Source organism: Rhizobium sp. NRK18, from assembly GCF_024385575.1.
Taxonomy (GTDB): Bacteria; Pseudomonadota; Alphaproteobacteria; order Rhizobiales; family Rhizobiaceae; genus JANFMV01.
The window spans coordinates 3,495,270-3,512,431 of the sequence record NZ_JANFMV010000001.1 but is presented as its reverse complement, the minus strand read 5'-3'; the positions used below and the strand labels follow the sequence as shown (position 1 = coordinate 3,512,431).

Genomic DNA, 17,162 nt, shown 5'->3' with positions numbered 1-17,162 from the left:
TTCTCGAGCCGGAATTCGCCGAGGAAAAATCCGAGGAAGCCGAAAAGGCCGAATCGACCAGGGTGGAAGAAACGGCGGAGGATCACGACAAGGATCCGTTCGAGGACTGGGATGGCCTGGATCTGCTGGAACTGAAGGAAGCCAAGGGCTGAGGATCGCGTGGGGGCACCATTGAAGACGGCCGGCGCACTGGTTGCCGCCGGCCTTCTGCCGCTTGACAGGCAGCAGGAGGCCGAGGCGGTTGCCGCGCGCTATGCGGTTGCGGTCTCCCCCGATATTGCGGCGCTCATCGATCCGACGGACCCGAACGATCCGATCGCCCGGCAATTCCTCCCCGATGCCTCGGAACTCCTGAGTGCACCTGAGGAACGGGCCGATCCGATCGGCGATGGCCCCCATTCGCCCGTCGAGGGCATCGTCCACCGCTATCCCGATCGCGTGCTTCTGAAGGCCGTGCATGTCTGCCCGGTCTACTGCCGCTTCTGCTTTCGCCGCGAAGTGGTCGGCCCGGAAGGCGCCGGCATGCTCGATCAGCCGGCGCTTGCCGCGGCCATCGACTATATCCGGTCCCGACCGGAAATCTGGGAGGTTATCCTGACCGGCGGCGATCCGCTCGTCATGTCGCCGCGCAGGCTGGCCGATATCATGGCCATGCTCGCCGGGATCGAGCACGTGAAGATCGTCCGTTTTCACACCCGCGTCCCCGCGGTGGACCCGGAGCGGATCGATGCCGACCTGATCGACGCGCTGAAGGCTGGCGGCAAGACCGTCGTCGTCGCCCTCCACGCAAACCACGTCCGCGAACTGACGCCAAAGGCGCGCGCCGCCTGCAGGCGGCTGATCGATGCCGGCATCTCGATGGTGAGCCAGACGGTGCTGCTTGAGGGCGTCAATGCCGATGCGGCGGTGCTTGCGGATCTGATGCGCGGTTTCGTCGAGACCGGCATCAAGCCCTACTACCTGCATCATCCGGACCTGGCGCCGGGCACGGCGCATTTCCGCGTCCGCATCGAGGAGGGCCGGGCGATTGTCGAGGCCTTGCGGGCAAGGGTGTCCGGGCTCTGCATGCCGGCCTATGTGCTCGACATTCCGGGCGGTTTCGGCAAGGTTCCGCTGACCAATTCGCCGGTTCGCCGGACCGGAGCGAACACGTTCGATGTGCAGGATCGCCTCGGCGGTCAGCATGCCTATCCGCCGGCAGGTGACGGCAGCCCGGACTGATCCGACCTGCCGAGCGGGTCGATAGACGCCGCCAAACGGCGCTTCCAAAATTTTGAGAAACGGCGTCGCCTTGTCATCAATTTGCCGGTATCGCGGCCGGGTCGTTAACGAAGCACCGCCTCATGCCGCGCCGGTAGTCACATTACAAAAATTTAACTCACATTGAATCGGCCCGAGATCCTTTGGAAATCAACGCCTTTGGAGAAAGCGTGCCGGCGCGCATTCCGATTTCGGCATGTCATTTTGAATGACGGCCCAATCGCGTCATGCTCCCGCCATCGATGCATGGTGAATTCTGTCCCGTAAGCGGGAAACATCCAATGAGGGTATGACATGTTGAAGAAGGACAGCATCGCCTCAGTAAAAGTCTCAGTCAGGGGAGAGTTTTATCCCCGTTCCTCCGCCTGTCACTCAGGCCGAATGCGATACCGGCTCGTATAAAACGCCGGACAAAATTGCCCTTGAATGGGCCGCAGACGCATAGAGGAAATCATTATGCAAAAAGCTGTTATCGAATACGGCGGCGAGCCCGTCGGAATTGTCGTGCCGGAAGGCAACAGACTGAAATTCATTGCCGTCAAGTTTCATGTGCATCCGCTGGATGAGCAGCGGTTCGATTCGCCGGAGGCCGTTACCTCGGCCATTCGCGACCTGATGGTCCGCGGCTGGCCAAAGGAAGCCATGCACGCGTGAGGCTGACAAGGCCACGCTTCGGACAGGCCGGATGGTACGGCCTGTCCGCGCTGAACGGGACTTTCACTCGGCAGGTTTGACATATGTCAGATCGGCGCTGGAAGCGTTCCGCTAGTCTGGGCAGGATTTCAACCAATGGAATATTGCCCATGTATTCGAGCCACATTCGTTGCCCCGAACTTTTCGACAGAATCGTCAGTCCCGAACAGGCCGCCGGTTTGATCCGCGACGGCATGACCGTCGGCATGAGCGGCTTTACCCGCGCCGGCGAGGCGATGGCGGTGCCGCTGGCGCTTGCCGAACGCGCCGGCCGCGAGGAAATCCGCATCACGCTGATGACCGGCGCCTCGCTGGGCCATGATCTCGACAGCACGCTTGCCAGCCGCCATGTGCTGGCGCGCCGCCTGCCGTTCCAGTCGGATGCCGGCCTGCGCAAGGCGATTAATGCCGGCGAGGTGATGTTCATCGACCAGCATCTGTCGGAAACCGTCGAACAGCTGCGCACCCGCCAGATCCCGCCGGTCGATATCGCCATCGTCGAGGCGGTCGCCATCACCCGCGAGGGCGGCATCGTGCCGACGACATCGGTCGGCAATTCCGCAAGCTTCGCGATCCTGGCCGACAAGGTCATCGTCGAGGTCAACCTTGACGCCAATCCGGCACTGGAAGGCCTGCACGACATCTACATTCCCACCCATCGGCCACGCCGCCTGCCGATCCCGTTGATCGAGCCCGGCGACCGCATCGGCACGCCCTACATTCCCATTCCGCCGGAAAAGATCGCGGCCATCGTCGTCACCCACAAGCACGACAGTTTCTCGCCCGTCCTGCCGCCGGATGACGACACGAAGGCGATCGCGGCCCATTTGATGCGCTTCCTCGAAGGCGAGGTCGCTGTCGGAAGGTTGACCGAACGGCTGCAGCCGCTGCAGGCCGGCATCGGCACCATCGCCAATGCGGTGCTGCACGGTTTCATCGATTCGCCGTTTCGCGATCTCACCATGTATTCGGAGGTGCTGCAGGATTCGACCTTCGAGCTCTTCGATTGCGGCAAGCTCTTGTTTGCCTCGGGCTCGTCGATGACGCTGTCGGAAGAGATGAACGCGCGCGTGATGCCCAATCTCGATGCCTACAAGGACCGGCTGGTGCTGAGGCCCCAGGAGATCAGCAACCATCCGGAGGTCGTCCGCCGTCTCGGCATTATCGCCATCAACACGGCGCTGGAGTTCGACATCTACGGCAACGTCAATTCGACCCATGTCGGCGGCACGCACATGATGAACGGGATCGGCGGTTCGGGTGATTTTGCCCGCAACAGCTACATGTCGATCTTCGTCACCAAGTCGATCGCCAGGAAGGGCGCCATTTCCTCGGTCGTGCCGATGGTGAGCCACGTCGACCATACCGAGCATGACGTCGATGTGCTGATCACCGAATGCGGGCTGGCCGACCTGCGCGGTCTTGCGCCTCGTGAGCGGGCGGAGAAGATCATCGCCAACTGCGTGCACCCGTCCTATCGCGACCTCTTGTCGGACTATTACCAGCGGGCGCTTGCGCGCGGCGGCCAGACGCCGCATCTGATCGAGGAAGCGCTCTCCTGGCATGCGGCGCTGCGCGAACGCGGCACGATGCGGCCGGAGGAAGACGTGACGGACGCGCTGCGGATGAAGTCGGCCTGATTGCTCAGGCCGGGTAGATCACGCCCTTGCGCAGGATGATGTTGCCGTAGAGGCGCGGCTCGGAGGTCTGCACGATCGTGTGGGCCGCGCGCACGCGGTTGTAGAACTCGTCTCCGGCGAGCGGCACCACCTTGCGGTCCGGCTCGTGGCGGGCGCAGCAGGCGATCATCTCCTCATGTACCGGGTCCACGAGGTTAAGGTCGCCTTTGACTGTGGCACGGAAGAGGGCGGCCGGGACGAAATCGTCGATCGGCAGCACGCTGAGGATCGCGTCGAGCACCGGCACGATGCCGTGTCCGTCCATGCGGATCAGGCGTCTGGCATGTTCCTGGCCGGGATAATTGCCGTCGACAAGGGCAATCTCGTCGCCGTGGCCCATGGCCCTCAGCGTGTAGAGAAGGTCCGGGCTGAGCAGGGGGTCAAGCGACTTGAGCACTGTCGATATCCTTGAAGAGAACCGATTGGTCGATGAGGTAGCGTGAAAAGATCGGCAGGCTGGCGCCGCCGATGGCGCGCGCCTGCGCGCCGACGGAGCCTTCGACGATGTCCGGGATGAGCACGCCCTGCAGGTCGAGCTTGCCGACCTCGTGGCGGGTGGCGTCGGTCAGCCTGGCGCGAATCCAGGCCGGGAAACCGCCGTCGATGATCGCCGCCGAAAAGTCGATGACGGATGCGGATGCGACGATCGCCTGGGCAAGTGCCTTTGCGCTGTCCTGGATCCAGAGTTCCGTCGGTTCGCCGAAATCTATCCAGTCGTCGGCCGAATACCAGAGCGGCTGCGGATCGACATTGCGTTTGCGCAGCATGTTTTCGAGCACAAAGATCGAGGCGATTTCGAGCAGCTGCCGCGTTTCGCCGGCGGCGTTTCGCACCGGCATGGAGCCGAGCGCACCGGCGGTGCCGGACCTGCCGGTAAAGATCGACGAGTTCAGCACCACGCCGCCGCCGATGAACGAGCCGACATAGAAATAGACGAAATCCGGATAGCCGGCGCCGGCGCCGAACACCAGTTCCGCGCCGCAGGCGCTGGTCGCATCGTTCTGCAGGAAGACGGGATGGCGGGTTCTGGCGGCAATCTCGGCGCGAAGGTCGAAGTCGCGCCAGACATCCATCGCGTTGGGTGGTGCCCCGACCTGCTCGGCCCAGTTCCAGAGTTCGAAGGGGGCGGCGATGCCGAGACCGGCGATGCGCCGCCGCTGCAGCGGCTCGAGACCGGTTTCGAGCGCGGTAATCCCCTCGACGACGAAGTCGATGATCTGCTCGGGCGTCGGGAAGGCATAGGTGTGATGCAGTCTCGTGCGGATCCTGCCGACGAAATCCATCAGGATCAGGTCGGCGCTGCGTCGCCCGATCTTTACGCCGAAGGAGAAGACGGCGTCCGGATTGAGGAACATCGGCACCGAAGGTTGTCCGATGCGGCCGCGCACGGGCTCGCCGCGGCCGAGCAGGCCGTCCTTTTCCAGAGCGCGGATGATGACGGATACGGTTTGCGCCGACAGGCCGGTGCGACGCGTGATGTCGGCCTTCGACAGGCTGCCATGCCGCCGGATCAGCGACAGCACCAGCCGTTCGTTGTAGGCGCGGACGCGCTCCTGGTTCGATCCTCCACCCGGATCGAGCACCGCCTGCGGTGGTGGCGTGGCGCCAGAGCCGCTGTGCGTCGACATAACCTCGTATCCTCCCGCGCTGGCCGCGAACAACGGTTCTCTCGTTACGGTTGTCTCGGTGGGTTTCAAAGAAGCTGTAGCCTCCAATTCCTTCAGCTTCAATTCCCCAAACCGCCCGTTGTGGCCAGTTCTGTTATTTGACGAGCACCATGCCACAAAAAAATACTAAATCAACTGGAATTAATTATTGACAGATGCGAATGGCGAGGTGATTAATGGCGCCGTTGTGAAGGCAGTCCCGAGGAGCTGGATGCTTTCGCAAAGTGAGGTTTCCGGGTCCGCATCAACAAGCAAGCGCGGGCACCGGCATAATTTGAACTCTGGGAGGATAGAATGAAAAAGTCTCTCGTGGCATCCGCGCTCGGCGCGCTGGCACTCGGTGTCGTATTCGCAGCGCCGGCAAGCGCTGCCGGTGTATCGGCATGCCTGATCACCAAGACGGACACCAACCCCTTCTTCGTCAAGATGAAGGAAGGCGCGACCGAAAAGGCCAAGGAACTCGGCGTTGACCTGAAGACCTACGCAGGCAAGATCGACGGCGATTCCGAAAGCCAGGTTGCCGCAATCGAGTCCTGCATCGCCGACGGCGCCAAGGGTATCCTGATCACCGCATCCGACACCAAGGGCATCGTTCCCTCGGTCAAGAAGGCCCGCGACGCCGGCCTTCTGGTCATCGCACTCGACACGCCGCTCGACCCGATCGACGCTGCCGACATGACCTTTGCCACCGACAACCTGGAAGCCGGCAAGCTGATCGGCGCATGGGCCAAGGCAACGATGGGCGACAAGGCAAAGGACGCCAAGGTTGGCTTCCTCGACCTGACCCCGTCGCAGCCGACGGTTGACGTCCTGCGCGACCAGGGCTTCATGATGGGCTTCGGTATCGATCCCAAGGACCCGAACAAGATCGGCGACGAAGACGATCCGCGCATCGTCGGCCATGACGTGACCAACGGCAACGAAGAAGGCGGCCGCACGGCCATGGAAAACCTTCTCCAGAAGGATCCGGACATCAACGTCATCCACACCATCAACGAGCCGGCTGCCGTCGGCGCCTACCAGGCCCTCAAGGCTGTCGGCAAGGAAAACGACGTCCTGATCGTCTCGGTCGACGGCGGTTGCCCGGGCGTCAAGGCTGTCGAGGAAGGCCAGATCGGCGCGACCTCGCAGCAGTATCCGCTGCTGATGGCATCCAAGGGTATCGAGGCGATCGCCGCCTTCGCCAAGGACGGCACCAAGCCGCAGGCAACCGAAGGCAAGAACTTCTTCGACACGGGCGTGAACCTGGTGACCGACAAGCCGGCTGACGGCGTTCAGTCGATCAGCGTCAAGGACGGCCTGGAGAAGTGCTGGGGTTGATGAAGGACTGATTTAGGATCAGTCTGGACAGGGAAGGGCGGTTCCGGCCGCCCTTTTCAATAACCGGAAACAAATCCGGACGGCTCGGGAGGATTGACGCCATGGCCACGATGCAGGAGTTCGAACGGGAACTCGAGAAAAGCGACAAGAACGTCGCCTCATTCAAGCACCATACCCCGCTGCAGAAACTGCAGCATTTCCTTCATTCGACACCGGCCGCCGTGCCGGGGATCGTGCTGATCGCAGCGATCATCATTTTCGGCGTGCTGAAGGGCGACCGCTTCTTCTCCGCCTATACGCTGACGCTGATCCTGCAGCAGATCGCGATCGTCGGCGTTCTGGCCGCCGGTCAGACGCTGGTCATCCTGGTCGCCGGCATCGACCTGTCGATCGGCGTCGTCATGGTCATCTCGACGGTGATCATGGGCAATTGCGCCGTCACATACGGTCTGCCGCCCGTCCTTGCCATCGGCATCGGCATTCTGGCCGGCGGGCTTTGCGGCCTTCTGAACGGGATTCTTGTCGCGGTGATGAAACTGCCGCCGTTCATCGTCACGCTCGGCACCTGGTATATCGTCATGGCGACGAACTTCATCTATTCGGCCAACGAGACCATTCGCGACGCCGACATCACCGCCAATGCCGAGTTCCTGCATTTCTTCGGCACCAGCTTCAAGGTCGGCGGCGCTGTCCTGACGCTCGGCGTGGTCATGATGGTCGGTCTCGTACTGCTCCTCTGGTACGCGCTGAATCACACCGCCTGGGGCCGGCATCTCTATGCCGTGGGCGATGATCCGGATGCGGCGGAACTGGCCGGTATCCGCGTGCGCCGCGTGCTCATCTCGACCTACATTCTCGCCGGTGTCATCGCCGGGCTGGCGGCCTGGGTATCGATCGGCCGCAACGGTTCGATCTCGCCTTCGGCAGCCGTCACAGAATACAATCTGCAGTCCATCACCGCGGCGGTGATCGGTGGCATCTCGCTGTTCGGCGGACGCGGCTCGATTCTCGGCACGCTGATCGGCGCCATGATCGTCGGCGTCGTCTCGATGGGCCTCAACATGCTCGGCGCCGACCCGCAGTGGAAGGTCTTCCTGACCGGCGTTCTCATCATCACGGCAGTCGCCGTCGACCAGTGGATCAGAAAGGTAGCAGCGTGATGGCAAACGAACCCCTTCTCAAGGCTCGCGGTCTGGTCAAGCGTTACGGGCGCGTCACGGCTCTCGACCAGGCGGATTTCGATCTCTATCCCGGCGAAATCCTCGCCGTGATCGGCGACAACGGCGCCGGCAAGTCCTCTCTCATCAAGGCGCTCTCGGGCGCCGTAACGCCGGACGAGGGCGAAATCCACCTCAACGGCAAGAAAGTCCGTTTCACGTCTCCGATGGAAGCGCGTGAGGCGGGCATCGAAACCGTCTACCAGAACCTTGCCCTGTCGCCGGCGCTGTCGATCGCCGACAACATGTTCCTCGGCCGCGAAATCCGCAAATCGGGACCGATGGGCTCGATGTTTCGCATGCTCGACCACAAGAAGATGCAGCAGCTGGCACGCGACAAGCTGTCCGAACTGGGTCTGATGACCATCCAGAACATCAACCAGGCGGTGGAAACGCTGTCCGGCGGCCAGCGTCAGGGCGTCGCCGTTGCGCGTGCGGCGGCCTTCGGCTCGAAGGTCGTCATCATGGACGAGCCGACCGCGGCACTGGGGGTGAAGGAATCCCGCCGCGTTCTGGAGCTGATCCTCGACGTCAAGTCGCGCGGCCTGCCGATCGTGCTGATCTCGCACAACATGCCGCATGTCTTCGAGGTCGCGGACCGCATTCACGTGCATCGTCTCGGCAAGCGCCTCTGCGTCATCAATCCGAAGGATTACACGATGTCGGATGCGGTGGCCTTCATGACCGGGGCCAAGGAGCCGCCGGGGGAAAGCCTCGCAGCCTGACAAGACTTCCATCCGGCATCGGCAGCCCCGATGCCGGATTTTTTTCTGCGCCGGGCACAGTCTCTTCCGTCTACTGGGAATGTCAAAAAAAGCGCGCAGATATGGCCGTGACATGCAGTATTACAGGACAATTTTCTTGTTTCGCTAAAATTTGAATGATCGGCTTCACCGTTCCTCATTCTATCTCCATTAGAAAGAGCGTATAAGCCAGAGCGAAGCCCATTTTGGGTCGGCATGAAGCCCCCGCACTGAGCCGGAAAGCCCGGCGTTGTCTCTCTGAAAATCAATGCATCGAGCATAGTCGCCGGCCGGTTCGCCCCAGCCCGCCGCGTCGGACGTTCGTGCAGCTCTTGTCCCGGCGCCGGTCGCCGCGGACCACATGGGGAATGACATGGCAATTCTGATCGTTGAAGACAACGCCACCAATGCGCTGATCATCAAGCATCTCGCAAAGAAGATCGATGCGGAGGAGATCCGCGTCGAGGCTGATCCGGTCAAGGCCCTGGCTCTGTGCCATCAGACCTTGTTCGACCTGCTCATCGTCGACCAGATGTTGCCGACGATGACGGGCGTCCAGTTCGTCAAGGCGATCCGGATGATCGACCGGTACAGAGAGACGCCGGTGGTCATGGTGACGGCCGATCACGGGCCGGACCTGAAGGCAAAGGCTATCGAGGCCGGCGTCAATGATTTCCTCATGAAACCGGTGGAAGCCGTCGCATTCCGCGAACTGCTGTTCAACCATCTCCATCTTCCCTTGCTTGGGCCCGGCGTGCGCGCGGCGTCCTGACGGCAATCTGTCGAAATCCAAGAGGTCAAACATGAAGAAGTTCATCACGGCAATTCTCGCTGCAGCCTGCCTGACGGCTCCCGCCTGGGCGCTCGATGCCCCCAAGGGCGACGTGATCCTTGTCGTCAAGGGTTCGATCGCCAACGCCAATGTCGACGGCACGGCTGCTTTCGATCGCGACATGCTGGCAGCACTACCCGGCCGCAAGGCATACATGGAAACGCCCTGGACGAAGGGCAAGGTCGAGTTCTCGGGCCCGCTGCTGCGCGAGGTTCTGAAGGCTGCCGGCGCGAAAGGGCACATGCTCAAGGTCCGCGCTCTGAACGACTACGCGGCAGAGGTTCCGGCCGAGGATGCGAAACTCGACACCATTCTCGCCGATCATCAGGATGGCGAGGTCATGTCCGTTCGCGACAAGGGACCGCTGATGCTGGTCTATCCCTTTGACGAGAACAAGGACCTCTACAACGAACTCTATTTCAGCCGCTCGGTCTGGCAGATCAAGGAAATCGAGGTCGTCGAGTGAAACACCGGGACAAGACCAGCAGCGAGGCTATTCGCCGGGCGGGAAAGTCCACTGCGGTCCTGCAGATCTTTTCCGTCATGCTTCTGGCCGTCCTGGCGTTTCTCTATTCCGATATTTCATCCCGCTATACGTCGCTCCAGGACGGCATTCGCGAAAACACCCAGTGGTCGATCTATCAACTGGATCGGGAAGCCAGGACGCTCGGGTTTGCCGTCGACGGCATGCTACACTCGCCGGAGCTGCAGACGGCCGAAAACTACAAGAACATGTCCCTGCGCTATGATATCCTCTATTCCCGGATAAAGCTGATCACAGAGACCCGCTTCGAGAAGTTCTTCACGGATGATCGGAATTTTGCCGATAGAGTCGGTCAGGCTGAAGATATCATATTCTCCAGTGAGCCGTTCTTCGACAAGATCAATCAGAAGATATATCCGACAGTCGAGGAACTCGCTGAGCTATCCGGTTCCATTGCGACTTTGACCCAATCTACCGAAAAGCTGCTGCTTTATGTCAACTCACGCCTCAGCGAGGTGCGGGCGGAGAGCCGCGATGAGGTCTTCAGGCTCGAGCGCACTTCTGCGATCATGCTCGGGCTGCTGTTCCTGTCGGTCGGCCTGCTGATCGTCATGCTGCGTCGCCAGCTCAAGTCCGTTCGCGCCGCCGGTCTGAAGCTCGAGCATATGGCAGACGAGCTGGGCACCGCCTATGAGGCGGCCGATGCCGGCAACCGGGCCAAATCGCAGTTCATGGCGACGATGAGCCATGAGATCCGCACGCCGCTGAACGCGATCCTCGGGATGGCCGAACTGCTGGAAATGTCCGACCTGCCGAAGCCGGCGGCCGCCAATGTCGGCGTCATCCGCTCGTCCGGTGAAGCTCTGCTCGAAATCATCAACGAGATCCTCGACTTTTCCAAGATCGAGCACGGCAACCTGGATGTGGAGGAGCGCCCCGTCGACGTGCGTGAACTCTCGGAAACCGTTGTCAAGATCGTGGCGGGCCGGGCTACGCAGCGGCACAATCGGCTGATCCTGGACATCCCCGACGCCCTGGAGGTGCCGTGCGTCGCCAGCGATCCCACCCGGTTGCGCCAGGTACTGCTCAACCTGATGAGCAACGCCGCCAAGTTCACTGAGAACGGGCAAATTACCTTGAAGGTGCGGGAATCCGGCAAGGACAAGGATCTGCGCTTGCGGTTCGAGATCACCGATACCGGCATTGGCATCAACGAGGAAGGCAAGAAGAAGCTCTTCAAGCCGTTCTCTCAGGTCGATGCCTCGATCAGCCGTCGCTATGGCGGAACCGGGCTGGGCCTGACCATCTGCAAGCAGATCGTCGAGCGGATGGGCGGCGAACTCGGTGTCGAAAGCCGGATCGGCGAGGGATCGACGTTCTGGTTCGAATTGCCGGTAACTCGCGTCGAGGCGGCCGAATCCTGCTGCGGCAAGCGCGCCGAACGGCCACAGGGTCCGCTTGCCCGACACCGCGTCCTGCTCGTCGAGGACAATCGCGTCAACCAGCAGGTCGCCATGCGCTTCCTCGACCGCCTTGGGCAGGACGTCGTCATTGCGGCGAATGGCGCCGAGGCGGTCAGCATGGCGACCTCGTCAAGCTTCGATATCATCCTCATGGATATGCAGATGCCCGTGATGGATGGCATTCAGGCGACGATCGAGATCCGCAAGGGCAGCGGATTGAACGCAGAAACGCCGATCGTCGCCATGACTGCGAATGCCTCGGACGATGACAGGCAACAGTGTCGCCAGGCCGGGATGCAGGGCTTCGAGTCGAAGCCGATTTCCCTCGATCGCCTGCGTGCCGTTCTCGCCGCCCATGCCTCGGTCCCAGTCACGTCCGAAGGGACGGCGACATCCGCGGCGGATCATGCCCAGGATCTGGACCAGTCGGCCTCGTCGGATACCGCCTTGCGCGAACCGATCTCGTCAGAGGAGTTCGATCGCGCCCGCCGCCAGGAACTGACGGAGGCGCTTGGCGAGGAAATCTTCGAAGAGCTTCTGGACTCCTATTTCACCGATGCCGCCGCGCTTCTCGACGAACTCCACGTGGCACTGGCCACAGGCGATCCGAGCGGCATCGACAAGGCGCTGCACACCTTGAAGGGCATGGCCGCCAATCTGGGCTTCAACGGCGTCGCCGGCATGGCCGAGCAGCTTCGCGGCAAGACGCCGGCGATCGCCGACATCGAATATCTGGCGGAAAAGATCGAGGCCCATCGGCCGGATCAGGCCGCCTGAACAAAGACATCACAAGGGAGGCAACAAACCCATGCGCATTCTCATCGTCGACGACAACAAGACCAGCCTCAAGCTTCTCGTCCATCTTGCCGGCAAGATCGAAGGGTGTGAGATCGTGGCATTCTCGACGCCGGACGAAGCCCTCGGTGCGCTTCCCGACATCGACCTCGATCTGGCGATCCTCGACTACCAGATGCCGACCTATAACGGCGTCGAACTCTATACCGAAATCATCCGGTTCGAAAAATACGCTCAGATGCCGGTGGTCTTCGTGACCGCCGATACCGACCAGGCGACGCGCATGGAGGCACTGAACGCCGGCGCGATCGACTTCCTGATGAAGCCGGTCAATCCGCTCGAATTTAACGCCCGTGTCCACAACATCGTCAATCTCGCCCGCGCCCGCAGCGAGCTTCAGAAGCGCGCCGAATGGCTGCGCACCGAGGTCGAGAAGACCGTAAAGGAGCTGCGCGAGCGCGAGGAGGAAATCATCCATCGGCTGACGCTGGCCGCCGGATACAAGGACCCGGATACGGCCCACCACACGCTGCGTGTCGCCTCGTATGCCGAAGCGATCGCCAGGGAGCTCGGCCTGCCGGACGAGCTTTGCCGCGACATCAGGCTCGCTGCACCCATGCACGATATCGGCAAGGTCGCCATTCCCGATACGGTTCTGTTGAAACAGGGCAAGCTGACCGAGGCCGAATATCGGCAGATGCAATGCCACGCCCTGGTCGGAAGCGACATCCTCGGCCGCTCCCATTCCTCGCTGCTGCAACTGGCCGCCGAAATCGCCGCGAGCCACCACGAACGCTGGGACGGGCAGGGTTATCCCAACCGTGTCGCGGGAGAAGACATTCCGCTTGCCGGTCGAATCGTCTGTATTGCCGACAATTTCGACGCCCTGACGTCCGAACGGCCGTACAAGTCGGCCTGGCCCTTCGATCGAACCGTCGCTCATATTCTGGCGCGTGCCGGCTCGCAGTTCGATCCCGCATGCGTCGCCGCCTTCGAGCGTGCGCTGCCGAAGATCCGGGCGATCAGGGACGAGGACAAGGCGCTGCAGGAAAAGGAGCTGACGCTGGCCGAGAAATACCGCGAAGCCATCTGACGATCAGTTCCGGATTGTTTTCCGGCGCCTGAAAATGGTATGGCCCGACTGACAGTGACATCAGCCGGAGATTGCCGATCATGCGAAGCCTCACCATCCGCCGCCCCGACGACTGGCACCTGCACCTGCGCGACGGCGAGATGTTGAAAGGCGTTGTCGGCGACACCAGCCGCGATTTTGCCCGCGCCATCATCATGCCCAATCTCGTGCCGCCGGTCGTCACCACCGCCGATGCGATCGCCTACAAGAAGCGGATCGTCGACGCCATCCCGGCCGGTGACCGCTTCTCGCCGCTGATGACCCTCTACCTGACGGAAGGAACGGATGCGGACGACGTGGAAGAAGGCAAGAAGAGCGGGCTGATCAACGCCGTCAAGCTCTACCCGGCCGGTGCCACGACCAACTCCCATGGCGGCGTGCGCGATTTCGACAAGGTCATGCCGGTGCTGGAGCGCATGGCGAAGATCGGTCTGCCGCTCTGCGTTCACGGCGAAGTCACGACGCCGGAGGTCGACATCTTCGATCGCGAGGCCGTCTTCATCGAGACCGTCCTCGAGCCGCTGCGCCGCCGCGTGCCGGAGCTCAAGGTGACGATGGAGCATGTGACCACCAAGGACGGGATCGACTACATCAAGTCGTCGGCCGGCAATCTCGCCGGTACACTTACCACCCATCACCTGATCATCAACCGCAACGCCATCCTGGTTGGCGGTATCAAGCCGCACTATTATTGCCTGCCGGTTGCCAAGCGCGAGAGCCACCGTTTGGCTCTGCGGGCGGCTGCCGTTTCCGGCGACCCGCGCTTCTTCCTCGGCACCGACTCCGCCCCGCATGTCGATCCGCTGAAGGAATGCGCCTGCGGCTGCGCCGGCATCTACACCTCCATCAACACGATGAGCTGCCTTGCCCATGTCTTCGAACAGGAGAACGCGCTCGACAAGCTCGAGGCCTTCGCCTCGCTGAACGGTCCCGCCTGGTATGGCCTTGAGCCGAATACGGAGACGATGACGTTGGTCAAGCGCGACGCTCCCGTGACATTTCCGCAAAAGATCGAGACCGGCGCCGGGCCTGTGACCGTCTTCGATCCGATGTTCCCGCTGCATTGGGATGTCGAACGGTAATCCCGGTCCGTCAGGCGATGGCAGACGATTTCGATTGTCTGCCTTCCATGGTGTCGGACATGGCCGCTGGCGGCGAAGTTTGCCGTCGTTGGCCACTCCACTTGAATTGACCGCCTGAGCGGACAATTCCGACGCGTTGCGCTTTTAAGAAGCTTCGTAGCACGCCCCCAGGCGAAGTTCGTCTATCGGTTCCAAGGCGAAAACCTCAACAATCCAAAAAGTTAGAGTTCTGGGCGGTGCCGCCGTTCATCGCCGCGCCGCAGACGCCGACGATATGCACTCAGGGCAAGTTTTCCCCCTGAAGCAGCAGACGTCTGCTCAAGCCGTGCTGCCGTCTCCCACCTGAAATCCGAGAATTCCCACAACCGCCAGGCGCTGCCGTTTTAGATCGGCACAGTCGCGCCAGGCTTTTTCTTGTCAAGTATTAATTGGAAAAATTTCGTTAAAATTATATTAAAATTATGTATATATGGCGAGACTCCCGCATTTTCAGGGTTAACCATGTGTTAAACTTTAGATTGCGCTTAAAAATAACTGTGGATAACACTTCGCTGCCGGAATAACTCCGGACTTTGTCTCGCGTAGGAGTGAAATTCATGGGTACGATTGTCTCTGGGGCTGTCAATTCCCCAAGTAAAGAATGTACTTCAGGCAGGAAAATAAATGTGGCAGCCTTTGTGGCTGCTTTCGTCTTTGCCACCGCCAGTACTATCCCGGCGTTCTATTCGTCGGCCGCGTATGCTGCCGGACGCAGCGGCCAGCAGCAGAACAACGGTCAGCAGCAGTCGGGTGGCGGACGGAACGGTCAGCAGGACGGCGGCCAGCAGCAGAGCGGCGGTCAGCAGCCGTCTGGCGGTCAGTCGAACAACGGCCAGACGCCGTCGGGTGGCGGTCGGAATGGTCAGCAGGACGGCGGCCAGCAGCAGAGCGGCGGTCAGCAGCAGCCGTCTGGCGGTCAGCCGAACAACGGCCAGACTCCGTCGGGTGGCGGTCGGAATGGTCAGCAGGACGGCGGCCAGCAGCAGAATAACGGCCAGCCGCCGTCCGGTGGTCAGCCGAACAACGGCCAGTCGCCGTCGGGCGGCGGACGGAACGGCCAGCAGAGCAACGGTCAGACCCCGTCCGGTGGCGGGCGGAACGGTCAGCAGAACAACGGCGAACAGCCGCAGTCCGGTCCGTCCCCGATGTTTGGTGGCAAGGACGACAACAAACCGGGCAACGGCAAGGGCTTCGGCGCTCCGAACGGTCCGCAGCCGATGTTCGGCGGTCGTGACGACAACAAGTCGGACGACAACAAGGGCTTTGGCGGCCCGCGTGGTCAGAAGCCGATGATGAGTGGCCGTGACGACAACAAGTCGAACGGCAGGCGCGGCGGGTTCGACGGCAAGTCTGGTCCGCAGCCGATGTTCGGTCATCGCGAAGACGACAAGCGTGGTGACAAGGACTTCCGTGGCCCCTCAGGCCCGAAGCCGATGTTCACCAGCAATGAACCTCGTCATCGCGGCGGCGATTGGGGCGGGCGCAAGGATGGCCCGAAGCCGATGATCGGCCATCGCGACGGAAAGAAGGGCAACGACTTCAAGAAGCCCGGCAATCGCCCGGTCAAGTGGTCCGGACCGCGCAAGTGGGACGACATCAAGCCGATGTTCCCCGGCAAGGACTGGAACAAGAAGCCGGAGATGAAGGAACGTCCTCACCACAAGCGGTTCCACAAGGTCGAAGGCAAGCGGAATCATCATGAGAAGGCCCATCACGGCCACAAGAAGCATCACATGATGAAGTCGCCTCACGAGCACCGCCACCACAAGAAGCACCACCGCCACCACTGGAAGCATCACCCCAAGCCGACGCCGGTGGTGACCATCAACACCGGTGCCGCCAGCGGCGACTCCTGCTTCGAATACGTCAGAAAGCTTCCGCTGCGGCCTCTGGCGGAATGTAACTACCAGCTGCTAAAGTAGTCTGTCTGAACTGTGACATGGAAAGGCCCGCATCGTGCGGGCCTTTCTCATTCGGACGATCGCGTCATGGGTGGCGGATCAGCCGCCCATCATGTGCGGGAAAAGGCCGGTCAGGCCGATCAGGATCAGATAGATCGCCACCACGTAATTGAGGATGCGCGGCGCGACGAGAATGAGGATGCCGGCGATGAGCGCGATGATCGGCTGGATGTAGACGGCGGACATCATGTCAGTGCTCCTTTATGCATAAGGTTGCTTCAAACGGTATCAGACGGGATCCGCCGGGGTCGCTGCGCCGCGCGCATGCTCGAACGCTTCCCTGAGCTTGCCCTCGTGCGAGGTGTCGAGGTTGGTGCGCAGGATGCGACCGCCATGCAGGCTGAGCTTGTCGATCACCTTGTCGGAAGAGGCGCGCTCGGCGAGAATGAAGAGCGCCGCCTGGCCGGGCCGGAGAACGCCGGCGACATCCTTCATGAACGTGTCGGAAATGCCGTAGTCGGTCAGCGCGCCGGCAAGGGCTCCGCTTGCGGTGCCGGCGGCAAGGCCGATCAGCGGGTTGAAGAAGATGAGGCCGGCGAGGATGCCCCAGAAGGCGCCGCCGCTGGCGCCGATCGCCCACATGTGGACCATCTGGTTGAGCCTGATCTTGCCGTCATCACCGGCGGAGGCGACGACCGCATCCTTGATCTCGACCAGATATTCCTTGGACAGGCCGTAGAGCGTTTCCCGGGCCTGCTCGGCCTGAGCTTCGGTATTGTAACCAATGACAATCAACTCGGACATCGCGGTTCCTTTCCCTCGTCGTCGGATCGACAACTCATACAACTGACATGG

The 17,162-nt window shown here is 61.6% G+C and carries 16 protein-coding genes; 12 read left to right on the top strand and 4 right to left on the bottom strand.

All coding sequences use genetic code 11. The features are described from left to right. Positions 1–159 precede the first annotated feature (159 nt). The 3 genes from NN662_RS16625 to NN662_RS16615 all read left to right on the top strand — a co-directional run bounded on the left by NN662_RS16625 (position 160) and on the right by NN662_RS16615 (position 3,593). Positions 160–1,221, top strand: a complete 1,062-nt coding sequence (locus NN662_RS16625) for a lysine-2,3-aminomutase-like protein (protein ID WP_261931339.1) — start codon at positions 160–162, stop codon at positions 1,219–1,221. Positions 1,222–1,716: 495 nt separating this feature from the next. Further along, positions 1,717–1,914, top strand: a complete 198-nt coding sequence (locus NN662_RS16620; protein WP_261931338.1) for a hypothetical protein — start codon at positions 1,717–1,719, stop codon at positions 1,912–1,914. Positions 1,915–2,063: 149 nt separating this feature from the next. Further along, positions 2,064–3,593: an acetyl-CoA hydrolase/transferase family protein gene (locus tag NN662_RS16615; protein WP_261931337.1), complete on the top strand. Its 1,530-nt coding sequence runs from the start codon at positions 2,064–2,066 to the stop codon at positions 3,591–3,593. Positions 3,594–3,597: 4 nt separating this feature from the next. On the opposite strand, the gene NN662_RS16610 is transcribed toward NN662_RS16615, so the two are convergent. Both NN662_RS16610 and NN662_RS16605 read right to left on the bottom strand, forming a co-directional pair. Then, positions 3,598–4,029, bottom strand: coding sequence for an RbsD/FucU family protein (locus NN662_RS16610; protein WP_261931336.1), 432 nt, complete (start codon positions 4,027–4,029; stop codon positions 3,598–3,600). Beyond that, on the bottom strand, positions 4,013–5,260 hold the full coding sequence (locus NN662_RS16605; protein ID WP_261931335.1) for an ROK family transcriptional regulator: 1,248 nt from the start codon (positions 5,258–5,260) through the stop codon (positions 4,013–4,015). The genes NN662_RS16610 and NN662_RS16605 overlap by 17 nt, the downstream gene beginning before the upstream one ends. Before the next feature lie 333 nt (positions 5,261–5,593). Here NN662_RS16605 and NN662_RS16600 point away from each other — a divergent pair, with 333 nt between their 5' ends. From NN662_RS16600 to NN662_RS16560, 9 genes are all read left to right on the top strand, one after another. Then, entirely contained in the window at positions 5,594–6,619 is a 1,026-nt protein-coding gene (locus tag NN662_RS16600) for a sugar ABC transporter substrate-binding protein (protein ID WP_261931334.1), read from the top strand. Positions 6,620–6,720: 101 nt separating this feature from the next. Beyond that, entirely contained in the window at positions 6,721–7,779 is a 1,059-nt protein-coding gene (locus tag NN662_RS16595; RefSeq protein ID WP_261931333.1) for an ABC transporter permease, read from the top strand. Next, a complete protein-coding gene (locus NN662_RS16590; protein ID WP_261931332.1) occupies positions 7,779–8,561 on the top strand; it encodes an ATP-binding cassette domain-containing protein in 783 nt (260 codons plus the stop codon). Before NN662_RS16595 ends, NN662_RS16590 begins: the two co-directional genes overlap by 1 nt. Positions 8,562–8,952: 391 nt before the next feature. Then, on the top strand, positions 8,953–9,351 hold the full coding sequence (locus NN662_RS16585; RefSeq protein WP_261931331.1) for a response regulator: 399 nt from the start codon (positions 8,953–8,955) through the stop codon (positions 9,349–9,351). A gap of 31 nt (positions 9,352–9,382) precedes the next feature. Further along, the gene (locus NN662_RS16580; protein WP_261931330.1) at positions 9,383–9,877 is read left to right on the top strand and encodes a molybdopterin-dependent oxidoreductase; all 495 of its coding nucleotides are present in this window, start codon (positions 9,383–9,385) and stop codon (positions 9,875–9,877) included. After that, the gene (locus tag NN662_RS16575) at positions 9,874–12,135 is read left to right on the top strand and encodes an ATP-binding protein (RefSeq protein ID WP_261931329.1); all 2,262 of its coding nucleotides are present in this window, start codon (positions 9,874–9,876) and stop codon (positions 12,133–12,135) included. The genes NN662_RS16580 and NN662_RS16575 overlap by 4 nt, the downstream gene beginning before the upstream one ends. A gap of 31 nt (positions 12,136–12,166) precedes the next feature. Next, positions 12,167–13,246 carry an HD-GYP domain-containing protein gene (locus NN662_RS16570; protein WP_261931328.1) on the top strand — a complete coding sequence of 360 codons (1,080 nt, stop codon included), beginning with the start codon at positions 12,167–12,169 and terminating at the stop codon, positions 13,244–13,246. A gap of 80 nt (positions 13,247–13,326) precedes the next feature. Beyond that, a complete protein-coding gene (gene pyrC, locus NN662_RS16565; RefSeq protein ID WP_261931327.1) occupies positions 13,327–14,367 on the top strand; it encodes a dihydroorotase in 1,041 nt (346 codons plus the stop codon). A 665-nt stretch (positions 14,368–15,032) separates the two neighbouring features. Further along, on the top strand, positions 15,033–16,328 hold the full coding sequence (locus tag NN662_RS16560; protein ID WP_261931326.1) for a hypothetical protein: 1,296 nt from the start codon (positions 15,033–15,035) through the stop codon (positions 16,326–16,328). A gap of 78 nt (positions 16,329–16,406) precedes the next feature. Here NN662_RS16560 and NN662_RS16555 read toward each other — a convergent pair whose 3' ends face one another. Both NN662_RS16555 and NN662_RS16550 read right to left on the bottom strand, forming a co-directional pair. Continuing rightward, positions 16,407–16,553, bottom strand: a complete 147-nt coding sequence (locus NN662_RS16555; protein ID WP_410010986.1) for a DUF3096 domain-containing protein — start codon at positions 16,551–16,553, stop codon at positions 16,407–16,409. 42 nt (positions 16,554–16,595) lie between these two features. Further along, complete coding sequence (locus tag NN662_RS16550) at positions 16,596–17,111, bottom strand: DUF1269 domain-containing protein (RefSeq protein WP_261931324.1); 516 nt, start codon at positions 17,109–17,111, stop codon at positions 16,596–16,598. Positions 17,112–17,162 lie beyond the last annotated feature (51 nt).